Annotated in this window: 13 protein-coding genes; all 13 read left to right on the top strand. The window is 65.2% G+C overall.

The genetic code is table 11. The features are described 5' to 3' along the window. The first annotated feature begins 1 nt into the window (after window position 1). The 13 genes from PG2T_RS08925 to PG2T_RS08985 all read left to right on the top strand — a co-directional run bounded on the left by PG2T_RS08925 (window position 2) and on the right by PG2T_RS08985 (window position 14,903). Window positions 2–586, top strand: coding sequence for an RnfABCDGE type electron transport complex subunit B (locus tag PG2T_RS08925; protein ID WP_068804346.1), 585 nt, complete (start codon window positions 2–4; stop codon window positions 584–586). After that, window positions 583–1,248 carry an endonuclease III gene (gene nth / locus PG2T_RS08930; protein WP_068804348.1) on the top strand — a complete coding sequence of 222 codons (666 nt, stop codon included), beginning with the start codon at window positions 583–585 and terminating at the stop codon, window positions 1,246–1,248. The genes PG2T_RS08925 and nth overlap by 4 nt, the downstream gene beginning before the upstream one ends. Further along, window positions 1,248–1,667, top strand: coding sequence for a DUF1841 family protein (locus tag PG2T_RS08935; RefSeq protein WP_068808033.1), 420 nt, complete (start codon window positions 1,248–1,250; stop codon window positions 1,665–1,667). Before nth ends, PG2T_RS08935 begins: the two co-directional genes overlap by 1 nt. Before the next feature lie 369 nt (window positions 1,668–2,036). Next, window positions 2,037–4,520, top strand: a complete 2,484-nt coding sequence (locus tag PG2T_RS08940) for a type I restriction-modification system subunit M (RefSeq protein ID WP_068804350.1) — start codon at window positions 2,037–2,039, stop codon at window positions 4,518–4,520. Then, window positions 4,517–5,842 (top strand): restriction endonuclease subunit S, encoded by a 1,326-nt coding sequence (locus tag PG2T_RS08945; RefSeq protein WP_068804352.1) that lies wholly within the window; start codon window positions 4,517–4,519, stop codon window positions 5,840–5,842. Before PG2T_RS08940 ends, PG2T_RS08945 begins: the two co-directional genes overlap by 4 nt. After that, a complete protein-coding gene (locus PG2T_RS08950; RefSeq protein ID WP_068804354.1) occupies window positions 5,836–6,372 on the top strand; it encodes a hypothetical protein in 537 nt (178 codons plus the stop codon). The genes PG2T_RS08945 and PG2T_RS08950 overlap by 7 nt, the downstream gene beginning before the upstream one ends. Further along, window positions 6,365–7,246 (top strand): Kiwa anti-phage protein KwaB-like domain-containing protein, encoded by an 882-nt coding sequence (locus tag PG2T_RS08955; protein WP_068804356.1) that lies wholly within the window; start codon window positions 6,365–6,367, stop codon window positions 7,244–7,246. Before PG2T_RS08950 ends, PG2T_RS08955 begins: the two co-directional genes overlap by 8 nt. Next, a complete protein-coding gene (locus tag PG2T_RS08960; RefSeq protein ID WP_068804358.1) occupies window positions 7,246–7,767 on the top strand; it encodes a Fic family protein in 522 nt (173 codons plus the stop codon). The genes PG2T_RS08955 and PG2T_RS08960 overlap by 1 nt, the downstream gene beginning before the upstream one ends. Continuing rightward, window positions 7,764–10,925 (top strand): type I restriction endonuclease subunit R, encoded by a 3,162-nt coding sequence (locus PG2T_RS08965; protein ID WP_068804360.1) that lies wholly within the window; start codon window positions 7,764–7,766, stop codon window positions 10,923–10,925. The genes PG2T_RS08960 and PG2T_RS08965 overlap by 4 nt, the downstream gene beginning before the upstream one ends. Continuing rightward, window positions 10,915–11,643, top strand: coding sequence for a M48 family metallopeptidase (locus tag PG2T_RS08970; protein ID WP_075968163.1), 729 nt, complete (start codon window positions 10,915–10,917; stop codon window positions 11,641–11,643). The genes PG2T_RS08965 and PG2T_RS08970 overlap by 11 nt, the downstream gene beginning before the upstream one ends. Window positions 11,644–11,927: 284 nt before the next feature. After that, window positions 11,928–13,022: a fatty acid desaturase family protein gene (locus PG2T_RS08975; protein WP_068804362.1), complete on the top strand. Its 1,095-nt coding sequence runs from the start codon at window positions 11,928–11,930 to the stop codon at window positions 13,020–13,022. Continuing rightward, window positions 13,015–13,968 carry a diacylglycerol kinase family protein gene (locus tag PG2T_RS08980; protein ID WP_068804364.1) on the top strand — a complete coding sequence of 318 codons (954 nt, stop codon included), beginning with the start codon at window positions 13,015–13,017 and terminating at the stop codon, window positions 13,966–13,968. The genes PG2T_RS08975 and PG2T_RS08980 overlap by 8 nt, the downstream gene beginning before the upstream one ends. Then, window positions 13,965–14,903, top strand: coding sequence for a hypothetical protein (locus PG2T_RS08985; RefSeq protein WP_068804366.1), 939 nt, complete (start codon window positions 13,965–13,967; stop codon window positions 14,901–14,903). The genes PG2T_RS08980 and PG2T_RS08985 overlap by 4 nt, the downstream gene beginning before the upstream one ends. Window positions 14,904–15,012: the final 109 nt, after the last annotated feature.

Here is a 15,012-nt window from a genome sequence, read left to right on the forward strand (position 1 = left end):
CATGCCAAGCCTCGCAAACACCATCGACGCGCTGCTGCCGCAAACCCAGTGCGGACGCTGCGGCTACGACGGGTGCCAGCCATACGCCCAGGCGCTGGCAGCCGGCGCGTGTGATCTGAACCGTTGCCCGCCGGGCGGCGAGCAGACCATCGCCGCACTCGCGGCATTGCTCGGCCGGCCGGCGCGGTTGCTGGACCCGGAATGCGGACCGGCGCCACCGCCGCAACGGGCGTGGATCGATCCAGCCGCCTGCATCGGCTGCACCAAATGCATCCAGGCCTGTCCGGTGGATGCCATCGTCGGCGCCGGCAAGCGCCTGCACGGGGTAATCGAGCAGGAGTGCAACGGCTGCGGCCTGTGCGTGGCGCCGTGCCCGGTGGACTGCATTCATCTGCTGCCGCAGCCGGCCGAAAGCGGCCAGCGACGGGCCGCACTGGCAGCCATCAACCGGCGCCGTCACGACGCGCGTCAGCGGCGCCTTGCCGCCAAAACCGCCGCTGCGCCGCCGGCGCCGAGCGGTCCCTCGCCCGAGGTCCAGACGGCCCTGGCGCGGGCGCGTGCACTGCTGGCGGCCCGCGGCGCATGAACGCCCACAAACGCCGGCAGATGTACGAACGCCTGCAGGCCGCCCTGCCGGCACCGACCACCGAGCTGCACTACCGCTCGCCGTTCGAGCTGCTGATCGCGGTGATCCTGTCCGCGCAGGCCACCGACAAGAGCGTCAACCAGGCCACCGCCACGCTGTTCCAAGCCGCCAGCACGCCACAGGCCATGCTCGCCCTGGGCGTGGACGGCGTAAAGGCACACGTGCGGCGCATCGGGCTTTTCAACAGCAAGGCCCAGAACATCATCAAGACCTGCCGGATCCTGGTCGAGCAGCACGGCGGCCAGGTGCCGCGCGATCGCGCGGCGCTGGAGGCGCTGCCCGGTGTCGGCCGCAAGACCGCCAACGTGGTGCTGAACACCGCCTTTGGCGAGCCGACCATCGCGGTGGACACGCACATCTTTCGCGTCGCCAATCGCACCGGTCTGGCGCCGGGCAAGACTGTGCGCCAGGTCGAGGACCGCCTGCTGAAGGTCACGCCGCCGGAATTCCGCCACGATGCGCACCACTGGCTGATCCTGCACGGCCGCTACACCTGCACCGCCCGCCGGCCGCGCTGCGGGCAGTGCCTGATCGCCGACCTGTGCGACTGGCCGGACAAGGCCGCGGCGGTGGCGGCGGCCGGCACCGCGCAGGCGGCCTGATGTTCGGCCAGGACCGGGACAGCCTGCGCCGCGCCTATGCCGAGGCGTGGCAGCGCCGTCTGGACGGCCTGCCGCTGGACGCGCAGCAGCAGCGCATCGCCGATGTGGTGGCGCTGCACCCGGAATATCAGGCCTTCGTGCTGGCGCCGGAGGCGCTCGCGCAGGACTTCGACGGCAGCGACGGACGAACCAACCCGTACCTGCACATGGGTCTGCACATCGCCATCCACGAGCAGCTCGCCACCGGCCTGCCGCCGGAAGCGGCGCAAACGCACCAGCGTCTCGCCCGGCGCCTGGGCGACGCCCACGCCGCCGAGCACCGGCTGATCGACTGCCTGGCGCAGACCCTGTGGCAGGCGCAGCGCGACGGCCGCGCGCCGGACATGGATGCGTATCGCGAGGCCCTGCGGCGGCTGTAGAACCCCGCCCCGTGCCAGAGCTTCGATCTCGATCCTCGCATCGGCCACAGCGACCCGCAATGCTTGGCCGCGGGTTTCGGAGTGATCGACGCATCGAGGCTCCGATTCGGGGTCAAGATTGGCTGGGACCAAGCCGCCCTCTGGGGCTGGCGTGCGCACGGGATCTGCGGGCAACTCCGCTGCGCGGGCAGCAAAATGGCGCTCGCGTCGGGGAATAACGAAGAGGCCTCTCGAAGCGCAGGAGCACGGCCGGTCCAGCCGCGAATGCAGAGCCTGGCTGAAAGATCACCGTATCCCGTATGGTTCGAAGAACGCCGCCCCGGCGCCCGGTTACCGGCCTTTGGGCCGCATTTTGAACATTGGAAGCTCATGGCCCTGAAAAAATCCCAGCTTTATTCCTCCCTCTGGCAAAGCTGCGACGAGCTGCGCGGCGGCATGGACGCCAGCCAGTACAAGGACTATGTCCTGACGCTGCTGTTCATGAAGTACGTGTCGGACAAGTACGCTGGCAAATCGGATGCGCTGATCGAGGTTCTCCCCGGCGGCGGCTTCGCCGACATGGTCAAGCTCAAGGGCGACAAGGAGATTGGCGACCGGATCAACAAGATCATCGGCCGGCTGGCCGAGGCCAACGACCTCAAGGGCGTCATCGACCAGGCCGACTTCAACGACGAGAGCAAGCTCGGCAGCGGCAAGGAGATGCAGGACCGGCTGTCGAAGCTGGTCGCAATCTTCGACGGCCTCGACTTTCGCGCCAACCGCGCCGAGGGCGACGACCTGCTGGGCGACGCCTACGAATACCTGATGCGCCACTTCGCCACCGACAGCGGCAAGAGCAAGGGCCAGTTCTACACCCCCGCCGAGGTGTCGCGGATCATGGCGCAGGTGGTTGGCATCGGCGCCGACACCCGGCCCGACCAGACCATCTACGACCCCACCTGCGGCTCCGGCTCGCTGCTGTTGAAGGCCGCCGACGAAGCCCCGCGCGGTATCAGCATCTACGGCCAGGAGATGGACGTCGCCACCTGGGCGCTGGCACGCATGAACATGATCCTGCACGGCCACCCCACCGCCGAGTTGTGGCGCGGCAACACCCTGGCCAGCCCGCACTTCAAAACCTGGGACGACAGCCTCAAGACCTTCGACTTCGCCGTCGCCAATCCGCCGTTCTCGTCCAAGGCCTGGGCCAGCGGCCTCGACCCGGCCAACGACGCATTCGGCCGTTTCGCCTACGGCATCCCGCCGGACAAGAACGGCGACTACGCCTTCCTGCTGCACCTGATCGCCTCGCTCAAGAGCAGCGGCAAGGGCGCCATCATCCTGCCCCACGGCGTGCTGTTTCGCGGCAACAGGGAGGCCGACATTCGGCGCAATCTCATCCAGCGCGGCCTGATCAAGGGCATCATCGGTCTGCCCGCCAATCTCTTCTACGGCACCGGCATTCCGGCCTGCATCATCGTCATCGACAAGGCGCAGGCGCACGTTCGCACCGGCATTTTCATGATCGATGCCAGCAAGAGCTTTCTGAAGGACGGCAACAAGAACCGCCTGCGCGCGCAGGACATCCACAAGATCGTGGACGTGTTCAACCGGCAGATCGAGCTGCCGCGCTACTCGCGGATGGTGCCGGTGAGCGAGATCGGAAGCGTAGCCAACGACTACAACCTCAACCTGCCGCGCTACATCGATGCCAGCGAACCGGAAGACCTGCACGACCTGCATGCGCACTTGAACGGCGGCATTCCCAATCGCGACATCGACGCGCTGGGCGACTACTGGGCCGTCTTCCCCGCGCTGCGCAAGGCGCTGTTCACCGACAACGGCCGCGCCGGCTACAGCGAGGCCCGCATCGACACCCACCAGATCAAACCCGCCATCCTCGAACACGGCGAGTTCAAGACCTTTGCCGCCCGCGTTGGCGCCGTGTTCGACGGCTGGCGCCAAGCCCACCAGCCGCAATTGCTCAGCCTGAAGATTGACGACCTGCCCAAGACCGTCATCCACTGCCTGTCGGAAGACCTGCTGACGCGCTTTTCAGATTTACCCCTGCTCAGCCGCTACGACGTCTACCAGCGGCTGATGGACTACTGGGCCGATGTGATGCAGGACGACGTCTACCTGATCGCCGCCGACGGCTGGCTGGAGGCCGCCAAGCCGCGTGGCGTTGTCGAGGACAAGGACCGGAAGATCAAGGAGACGCCGGACCTTTCCATCGGCCGCAAGAAGTACAAGATGGACCTGCTGCCCCCGGCGCTGATCGTGGCGCGTTACTTCAAAGAGCAGCAGGCCACCCTCGATGCGCTGCAGGCCGCGCAGGAAACCGCCGCCCGCGAGCTGGAGGAGTTCGTCGAGCAACATGTGTGCGAAGAAGGCCTGTTGGAAGACGCCGTCAACGACAAGGGCAAGGTCACCAAGGCCAGCATCAAATCGCGGCTCAACGAACTGAAGGCCGTCATTCCCGCGCCCACCGTCATTCCCGCGCAGGCGGGAATCCAGGAAGACCAGGAAGAACACGACGCCCTCACCCGCTGCCTGCAACTCATCGACGCCGAGTCCGACGCCGGCAAGGCGGTGAAGGACGCCCAGGCCGCGCTGGACGAGAAGGTGCTGGCCCGCTACGCCAAGCTCAGCGAGGCCGAGATCAAGACGCTGGTGGTCGAGGACAAATGGTTCGCCAGCCTCCAGGCCGCCATCGCGGGCGGGGTGCAGCGACTCACCCAGCAACTCGCCGGGCGGGTAAAGGAGCTGGAAGAGCGCTACGCCCGGCCGCTGCCGGAACTGGAACGCGACGTGGAGACGTTCAGCGTCAAGGTCGAGGAACACCTGAAGCAGATGGGCCTGGCCTGGGCATGAGCACCGAAGCCATGCAGGTCAAGGACGCGAGCGGCCGCTATCTGGCCAAGGCCGCAGTGCAGGAGGTGCCGCCGGGGTACAAGCGGACCGAGGTGGGGGTGATTCCGGAGGATTGGGAGGCAAAAACACTTGCCGAGCTTGGCGCCTTCATGAAGGGCAAAGGTATCAGGCGCGATGACGTTGCTGATGACGGGGTTGCCTGTATTCGCTACGGCGAGATTTATACGCGCTACAACAACTATGTCCGCTCGCCTTCATCCCGTATTCCTGCATCAGTGGCAGCTAGTTCACAGCGGATGAACGAAGGTGACTTGCTGTTCGCGGGTTCAGGTGAAACTGCGGAGGAGATAGGGAAGTGCGTCGCCTATCTTGGGGAAGATGAGGCATACGCCGGGGGTGACATCGTCATCCTGAGACCGTTCAGTCAAGACTCACTTTACCTTGGGCACCTCCTTAACCATGAGGTTGTCGCTGAACAGAAGGTCCGTTTCGGCCAAGGCGACGCAGTCGTTCACATCAGCGCCAGAAATTTGGCAATGGTGAAAGTACCGCTTCCCCCCGCCCACGAACAACGCGCCATCGCCGAGGCGTTATCGGATGTGGATGGCTTGCTCGGAGCGTTGGAGGCGCTGATCGCCAAGAAGCGGGCCATCAAGCAGGCCGCCATGCAGCAACTCCTCAGCGGCAAAACCCGCCTGCCGGGCTTCAGCGGGGCGTGGGAGACGAAGCGGTTGGGGGATGTCATAGACAAGCTCGTCGGAGGTGGAACACCGAGTCGCAGCAATCCAGGGTTCTGGGGCAACGAGATTCCATGGGTCACCGTGAAGGACTTTGCGACTTTCCATCCCCAGCAAACGCAGGAGTCGATCACCAAGGTAGGACTAAACAACAGCGCATCGCACTTGATCCCTGCTGGCACGCTGATCACGTCAACTCGCATGGCACTCGGCAAGGCTGTGATTTTTGAGGTTGATGTCGCCATCAATCAAGATCTCAAGGCGGTATTTCTGAAATCCAGCGCGAACGTCCGGTTCCTTTTCTACTGGTTCGAGTACAGCGCCAAGATGATCGACGATCTCGGCAGCGGTAGCACGGTGAAAGGCATTTCAATCGCTCAGTTATCAGGTCTTCCGTTCCCGCGCCTATCACTTGGAGAACAAACCGCCATCGCCAGCGTCCTCTCCGACCTGGACGCCGAAATCGCCGCGCTGGAACGCCGCCGCGACAAGACCCGCGCCCTCAAACAGGGAATGATGCAGCAGCTGCTCACCGGCCGAATTCGGCTGGTCAAGTCATCGCAGGTGGAGGCTCCGACGTGCTGAACACCTTCGCCAAGTTCCTGCTGGTTTCGACATCCCTGGCGCCGGTGCTTGGCGCGGTGGCAGTGAATCAGTTGGCGCATCAGGAACATTGGACCCGCTGGGGCGCGTGGCTAGCCGTGGCCGCGCTGCTAGTCTTTCTCTGCTGGGCAATGCTCCGCTATGCGGCAAAGAACGCGCAGAAGCATCTTTTCCATATCAAGGAGTTCGAGCGCAATGACCAGGAGGTACTGGCTTTTCTTTTGGCGTATCTGCTGCCGTTCGTATCCGCAGAGAACATGGACTTTACCGACGAATGGCTGACTGGCGCGTACATCCTCGGCGTCATTTTTCTGGTCATTGCGCATGCCGGCGCCTTTCACTTCAACCCGGTGATGGGGCTGCTCGGATATCACTTCTATGCCGTCAAGAACGGCGATGGGGTCTCTCATTTGTTGATCAGCAAGGACGAACTGCGACGGCCCGGCAAGGACGTGCAGACGGTGCGGCTCGCCCACAACATCTATCTGCAAGCGGGAGGCATCGATGCTTGAGAATTTTCAGCTTGCGGCAATCGTCAAGCAAGGCGCCCAAACCCGCTTGCTGAGGATACCGCTGCACCAGGCGTTGCAGGATGCCCTCTCACAAAGTTGGCAAGACCAGTACGACGCCTTTGTAGCAGACGTCGATGAGATTGACTTCAATGCCGGTTACCAACCGGAGGAGCATGAGCGCTTCCGCCTGCCGGACTTCGCGCTACCCGATTGGCTGGCAAACGAGAATAGCCAGACCGTGCCCGATCTGGATGCCATCACCGATAACGAAAATTTGGTTGATGCCATCAGGGGGATAGTCGGCGTTGCTCGCAATGATCGGAATGAGGAGCTGATGCTGTTCCAGAACTTCAGCAAGGCTCACGTGATCCAACCGGGGCGCTTTCTGTTTTTGCAGAACAACACTTACGAGACCACGCAACGCCCCGGCCTAACGCTCGACGGCAAGTTGAGCGCCGTCTACCTGCCGGCCGACAACAAGCTGTTGTTCCACAACTTCCGGACCGTCAATACATTCCTACCGCTAGCCGATTTTTATGAGGAGGCGTCGGAGCAGGAGATTCGGGGGGTTCTGAACCACGATCGCCTGACTCCGGAAGACCCGGATGCCTTGGCGACTGGTGCCAATCAATGGTTCCGCAAGCGCTTTGCCATGCTCAGGGATTCCGGCATCCTCGATCGGTTCACAGCGCAACAGATAGCGAACCATTCAGAGGGCTTCGAAGTCGATATTCACCTGGATGGTGACCAGATCGTCTTCCCGTCGGATCGAGCCCAGGCAAAGCGCCTGCTTCAGTTCCTGAACGAAGAGATCTTTCGCGGCGCCATTACAGAAACGCTCTACGAGACCAACTCGAAGCGTGAGGCCGACTGATGAGCCCAGTCGGCCAGCGTGAAATCCTCACCCAACTGCGTGTGGTCCAGTTCTTCCAAGACGCGTTCGGGTACGCCTACTCTCCACTCACAGCGTTCGCTCACCAGGGAGAACACATGGGCACGGGGACGCGGGACATGATCCGGCGCTGTGTGAACGCCGGGCTCCAGGAGCCGGAGTTCGCGGAAGCGGATGGTTTTGTCACGACGATCCGGCGCGCACTGCCACAGCCGCGGAGCCGGCGTAAGGCCCAAGAGGCCCAAGTAACGCTGCTGGCCTGGGAAGTGGACATGCTCAGGGTCTGTGCCGGGCACCCGGCCACAGGCCAGGACCTGCTGGCCGCCGCCGGATACTCGTCCCGTACCGGCAATTTCAAGCGGGGTTTGGCCAAGCTCCTCAGCGAGCGGCTGCTGGAGATGACGATACCTGACCAGCCCCGCAGCCACAGCCAGCAGTACCGGCTGTCTGCGGCCGGCGAGAAGAAGCTGAAGACGATTGCGCAGGAGCAGAAGCGAAGATGAGCACGGTTGGCCAGCGCGAAATCCTTACCCAGCAGCGGGTGGTGGCGTTTTTCCGGGACGCGCTCGGTTACGCCTACCTCGGCCACTGGCAGGACCGACCCGACAACGGAAACGTCGAGGAAGCGCAGCTCACCAACTGGCTGGCGCGCCAGGGCCACAGCGACAAGATCATCGGCAAGGTGCTCCACGAGCTGGGCAAGGCGGCCGCGCTCGGCGGCAGCAAGACGCTCTATGACGCCAATCGCGAGGTCTACGGCCTGCTGCGCTATGGCGTAAAGGTACGGCCCGAGGTGGGCGAGCAGAACATTACCGTGTGGTTGATCGACTGGGCCAACCCAGCCAGCAATGACTTCGCCATTGCCGAAGAAGTGACCGTTTCCGGAGAGAACACCAAGCGGCCGGATCTGGTGCTGTACGTCAACGGCATCGCGCTGGGCGTGCTGGAGCTGAAACGCTCCACGGTGTCGGTGGCCGAGGGCATCCGCCAGAATCTCGACAGCCAGAAAAAGACATTTATCCGGCCGTTCTACGCCACGGTGCAGCTGGTGATGGCGGGCAACGACACCGAGGGACTGCGCTACGGCGTGATCGAGACGCCGGAAAAATACTGGCTGCGCTGGAGGGAGCACGGCGCGCCATCCGACATCATGGCGGCGGCCGGCGAAAACGCGCTGCTGCGCGAGCTGGGGCAGCTGTGCGGCAAAGCGCGGCTATTGGAGATCGTGCACGACTTCATCGTCTTCGACGCCGGCATCAAGAAGACTTGCCGTCACAACCAGTACTTCGGCGTGCGGGCCGCGCAGCAAGCGGTCGCCCGCCGCGAGGGCGGCATCATCTGGCACACCCAGGGCAGCGGCAAATCGCTGACCATGGTCTGGCTGGCCAAGTGGATCCGCGAAAACGTGGCCAACAGCCGGGTGTTGATCATCACTGACCGCACCGAGCTGGACCAGCAGATCGAGACGGTATTCAAAGGCGTGAGCGAGGCCATCTACCGCACCAAAAGCGGAGCCGACCTGGTGCAGGTGCTCAACGCCAGCGAGGAATGGCTGATCGGCTCGCTGATCCACAAGTTCGGCGCCGGTGACGAGATCGGCGACAAGGACATCGAGGCCTTTGTGGCGGAGATCAAACAGAGCCTGCCCAGGGGCTTCCACGCCAAGGGCGAGGTCTTCGTCTTTGTGGACGAATGCCACCGCACCCAATCCGGCAAGCTGCACGATGCGATGAAGGCGCTGCTGCCGGGGGCGATGACCATCGGCTTTACCGGCACACCGCTGCTCAAGAGCGACAAGCGGCGCAGCATCGAGACTTTCGGGCCCTACATCCACACCTACAAGTACGACGAGGCGGTGCGCGACGGCGTGGTGCTGGACCTGCGCTACGAGGCCCGCGACATCGACCAGAACATCACGTCGCAGGCCAAGATCGACCAGTGGTTCGAGCTCAAGACCCAGGGCCTGACCGATGTGGCGAAGGCTCAGCTCAAACAGCGCTGGGGCACGATGCAGAAGGTGCTCAGCAGCCGGGACCGGCTGGAGCAGATCGTCGCCGATATCCTGATGGACATGGCCACACGCGACCGGCTGCAGAGCGGCCACGGCAACGCCATGCTGGTGTCCGGCAGCATCTACTCGGCCTGCCGTTTTTTTGAGCTGTTCCAGCAGACTGATCTGGCGGGCAAGTGCGCGATCGTCACCTCCTACCAGCCGTCGCCGGCTGACATCAAGGGCGAGGAGACCGGCGAGGGTCTGACCGAAAAGCTGCGCCAGTACGACATCTACCGCAAGATGCTGGCGGCGCACTTCGACGAGCCCGAAGACACGGCCATGGTCAAAGTGGAGCGCTTCGAGCAGGAAGTGAAAAAGCGCTTCATCGACCAGCCGGGGCAGATGAAGCTGCTGATCGTGGTGGACAAGCTGCTGACCGGTTTCGACGCGCCACCGGCAACCTACCTCTACATCGACAAGCAGATGCAGGATCACGGCCTGTTCCAGGCCATCTGCCGGGTCAACCGGCTGGATGGCGAGGACAAGGAATACGGCTACATCATCGACTACAAGGATCTGTTCCGTTCGCTGGAAGGCGCCATCAAGGATTACACCGGCGAGGCCTTCGCGGGTTTTGATGCGGCCGACGTGGAAGGCCTGCTGAAAGACCGCCTCAGCCAGGGTCGGGAGCGGCTGGAAGAGGCGCGCGAGGCGATCAAGGCGCTGTGCGAGCCGGTGGCGCCACCGCGCGATACCACCGCCTACGTGCGCTACTTCTGCGCCGCCGAGAGCGGCAACGCCCAGCAACTGAAAGACAACGAGCCCAGGCGGGTGGCGCTGTACAAGCTGGCGGCGGTGTTCCTGCGCGCTTATGCCAACCTGGCCAACGAGATGCGCGAGGCCGGCTACAGCGAGGCCGAGACCCAGGTGATCAAGGCCGAGGTGAGTCACTACGAGAAGGTCCGCGAGGAGGTCAAGCTCGCCAGCGGCGACTACATCGATATGAAGCTGTACGAGCCGGCCATGCGCCATCTGCTCGATACCTACATCCGCGCCGAGGAGAGCGAGAAGCTATCGGCTTTCGATGACCTGACGCTGGTGCAGCTGATCGTCGAGCGCGGCGAAACGGCTGTTGAGTCGCTGCCCAAAGGCCTGCGCGAAGACCGCGAGGCGATGGCGGAGACCATCGAGAACAACGTCCGCCGGCTGATCATCGACGAGATGGCGGTCAACCCGAAGTACTACGAGAAGATGTCCGAGCTGCTGGATGCGTTGATCGCGCAGCGCCGGCAGGCGGCCGTGGAGTACAAGGCCTACCTGGCCAGGATCGTCGAGCTGACGAAGCAGGTCAGCCAGCCGCAGAGTCAGGCGTATCCGGTCCCCATCAACAGCCCCGCTCGGCGCGCGCTGTACGACAACCTGAAAGGTGTGCAAGGGCTCGAAGAACGGGTGCGGCAACACGACCAGATGGCCGACTCCGCTGCCGACGCGGCCGAGATCGCCGCACTGGCCGTGGACAACGCCATTCGCCGCGTGAAGAAGGCGGATTGGCGCGGCAACCGCTTCAAGGAGCGCGAAGTCCGCAACGCCATCAAGGCAGAACTGGGCGGTGACGATGCGCTCGTGGACGCGATGTTCCAGATCGTGAAGGCCCAGCGTGACTACTGACCGCCAACAGATCGAAGTAGGCGGGATCGCCATCGACGTGGTTCGCAAGGACATCAAGAACCTCCATGTCGGCGTTTACCCGCCTTGCGGGCGAGTACGGGTGGCCGCGCCGCTGCGCCTGGATGAGGAGGCCGTGCGGTTGGCGGTCGTTTCGCGCATGGGGTGGATTCGCCGCCAGCAGGCCGAGTTCGGGCAACAGGATCGCCAGTCGCAGCGGGAGTTCGTCACCGGCGAAAGTCATTACTTTCAGGGGCGGCGCTACCGGTTGGACGTGGCCGACCACGACGGCCCGCCGTCCGTGTGGCTGGCAAACAACACGACGATGGCGTTGCGTGTGCGCGCGGGAACCGATACGGCGAAACGCGAAGCTGTGCTTCAGCGGTGGTATCGGGCGCGGCTGAACGAGCAACTGTCACCGCTGATCGCCAAGTGGGCGCCCAAGGTGGGCGTGGCCGTTGCGGAAGTGCGCATCAAGCAGATGAAAACACGTTGGGGTAGCTGCAATGCCCAGGCTGGGCGCATCTGGCTGAATCTGGAGTTGGCCAAGAAACCGGCGTTGTGCCTGGAGTACATCCTCGTGCACGAACTGGTTCACCTGCTCGAACGGCACCACAACGAGCGCTTTCGCGAGTTGATGGATAGGCTGATGCCGCAATGGCGCCTGTACCGAGAGGTATTGAACCGAGCGCCCCTGGCGCATGAAGATTGGCCTTACTGATGCGGGCACCGCGTGCAAAGTGTCGCCCTTTGCCTTCAGGCCAGGCCAGGTCCCTGCGCTCGCCGACGACGGCGGGCAAGATCAGAAATGCGGGCTAAACTGCCCGCCGATTCCGGCCTTGGGCCGCACTGGCACGGCCCGCCGATGGACTTTCATTGTTTGCTGGCGCGCCACGCAGAGACGCCTTCAGGCGCGAATGCCTTTGTTGATGCCGCCCGAAACGGCCGGAAATTCGCGGCTAAAGCCGCTCCTACGGTCGTGCCCACGCCAATGGATACCCTGGGATGAATGCACCCTCGCCCAACACCGCCCCCGACCGCTTCGCGCTCGACCACATGCGCCGCCTGGTGGCCGACCTGTTCGCCTACCGCCCGGCGCTGTACTGGATCGATTTCATCCTGAGCGCCGGCCTGGGCTACGCGCTGGCGCTGGCGTATCTGACCGGCAGCGGGCCGGTGTGGGCACAGGCGCTGGCCTTCGTCGGCGCCGGCGTGCTGCTGTTCCGGGCCGGCACCTTCATGCACGAGATCGTGCACATGAACGGCCAAGTCATGCCCGGTTTCCGGCTGTTCTGGAATCTGTTCTACGGCATCCCGCTGCTGATGCCGTCGCTGATGTACCGGAACCACCTGGATCACCACAACGTCAACCGCTTCGGCACGCCGCAGGACGGCGAGTACCTGCCGCTGGGCAGCGCGCCCACCGGCGAGACCATCAAATACCTGATCCAGGTGCCGATCCTGCCGCTGCTGGCGGTGCTGCGCTTCCTGGTGGTGACGCCGCTGTCCTACCTGCACCCGGGCCTGCGGCGCTGGGTGATGCGCCGCGCCTCGTCCTACGGCAGCAACCCCTACTACCAGCGCCAGGTTCCGGCCGACGAGCCGCTCGCGCTGTGGGCGCTGCAGGAGTGGGCCTGCTTTGCCTGGCTGGCGTTCCTGACCGGCCTGTTCGTGACCGGCGTGCTGCCGTGGGCGCTGCTGGGCAAGGTCTATCTGTTGATGACCTTTGCCATCGGCCTGAACTGGCTGCGCAATCTGGCCGCTCACAAGTACGTCAACACCGGCGAGCGCATGAGCCTGCAGGGTCAGCTCGAGGACTCGATCAACATCACCGGTCAGACCTGGCTGACGGCTCTGCTGTTCCCGATCGGCCTGCGCTACCACGCCCTGCACCACCTGTTCCCGGCCATGCCGTATCACTCGATGGGCGAGGCGCACCGGCGGCTGATGGCGCAGTTGCCGCCCGATGCCGCCTACCGGGTGACCGACTATCCCAACTTCTTCGCCGCCGTTTCGCAGCTGTGGCGCGGCGCCCGGCAAAGCGCCGGCAACGGCGCGCTGATGCAGGACTGGCGCCGGCTCGGCGCACCCGGTGGCTGAACCGGCAAGCGTCGGCGTCATCAGCAATCCGGCCAGCCGGCACAACGTCCGCGGCGGCCTGGCGGCGATCAAGGCCGTGCTCGCCGGCCATCCGGCGATCCCGCACCGGCTGGCCCAAACGCCGCAGCAGATCGAGACCGCGCTCGGCGAACTGGCCGCGGCCGGCGCGAGCTGCGTGGTGCTCAGCGGCGGCGACGGCACCGTGCAGGCGGCACTGACCACCCTGTCCCTGCGCTCGCCGTTCGCATCCCCACCGACGCTGCTGGTGCTGGCCGGCGGCACCACCAACATGAGCGCCTACGACCTTGGCAGCCACGGTCGCCCGGCGCGGCTGCTGCGGCGTCTGCTGAGGGGCCGGCTCGCCGTCACGCGCCGGCGCGTGCTGTGCGTGCGCGAGGCCGACGGCACCACCCGCTGCGGATTTTTCTTCACCGCCGGCGGCCTGCCGGCGGCGGTACGGGATTGCCGCACGTTTCGCGAGACCAGCACCCTGCCGGGCATGCGCAGCGCGCTGGGCACGGCGGCATGGATCAGCGGACGACTGCTGCGCCTGCTCGCCGGCCGCGAACCCTTCGAAGCCTTGCCGGTCAGCTGGCAGCCGGACGCCGAACCGGCCCGCCGCTGCGAGGCGCTGCTGCTGCTGGCCAGCACGCACGAGCGCCTCGCCCTGGGACTGACGCCGTGGTGGGGCCCTGGCAGCGGCCGGATCAGGACCACACTGATCAGCCGGCCGGCGCGACGCCTGGCGCGGGCGCTGCCGGGACTGCTGCGCGGGCGCCCGCCGGCCTTTGCGAATGCCGCCACCGGCTACGAAAGCCGGGCGGTCAGCACCTTGCACCTGACTCCTACCGGCGGCTACGCCCTCGATGGCGAGGATTACTTCCCGCCCGCCGGCAGTGAGCTGGCGATCAGCACCGGCCGCGAATTCGAGTTTCTTCAGCCATGAGCAGCGCCGACCGCGACGCCCTGCGTGAGGACATCGACCGCCTGATCGACGCGCCTGCCCCGCCGGGTGCCCTGGCACTGGCGCAGGCGCTGCGCGCGCGCCACGGCGACACCGTGGCGGCGGTGCTGTTCTACGGCTCGAACTTTCGCCGCGCCGACGACCGCGAGGGCCTGCTGGACCTGTACGTACTGGTCGACGATTGCCGCGCGGCGCTCGCCAGCCGCCTGTCCGCGCTGGCTTGCCGGCTGCTGCCGCCCAACGTCTATTACCTGGAACTGCTGGTCGATGGCCGCACCGTGCGCTGCAAGTACGCTCTGCTGGAGCTGCCCGTCTTTGGCCGCTACATGACCGCCCGGCAAAGCTATTTCTGGGGCCGCTTCGGCCAGGCCAGCGGCCTGCTGTACGCACGTGATGCAGCAGCCCGCCAACAGGTGACGCGGGCACTCGCACAGGCCGTACTGACCCTGCTCGGACGTGCCTTGCCGCTGCTTCCTAATGAAGTCGACGAAGCCACCTGGTGGCAGACGGCACTGGCCGCCTGCTACGGCGCGGAGCTGCGCCCGGAGCGGCCGGGGGCGGTCGAGGGACTAGTGCGCGATCTTGCGCCCTGGCGTGAACGACTCACGCCGCCGGCCGCCGCCTGCCTGGCCGGCGTCAGGCCGCAGGCCGGGCACTACCGGGTAGAGCTTGCGCCCGGCCGGCGCCGCCTCGGGCGCCTGGGCTGGGTGGTACGCCGCCTGCTCGGCAAGACGCTGAACGTGGCGCGCCTGATCAAGGCCGCGTTCACCTTCGCCGGCGGTGTCGACTACCTGCTGTGGAAGGTCGAGCGCCACTCCGGCGTGCGCATCGAGCCAACGCCCTTCCTGCGCCGCCATCCGCTGCTGGGCATCTGGGGCGTGGCCTGGCGGCTGTGGCGACGGGGTGGGTTCAGATAGCGCCGGGCGACCTGCGCGCGGGCGCAGTCATCCGGGCCGGAAGATTCGCGGCGAGGGCGCCGCTCACAGTGGGCGTGGGAGGCCCGCCCTCGGGCCGAAGATCGTCGAC

The organism is Immundisolibacter cernigliae (genome assembly GCF_001697225.1).
GTDB classification, from domain to species: Bacteria; Pseudomonadota; Gammaproteobacteria; order Immundisolibacterales; family Immundisolibacteraceae; genus Immundisolibacter; species Immundisolibacter cernigliae.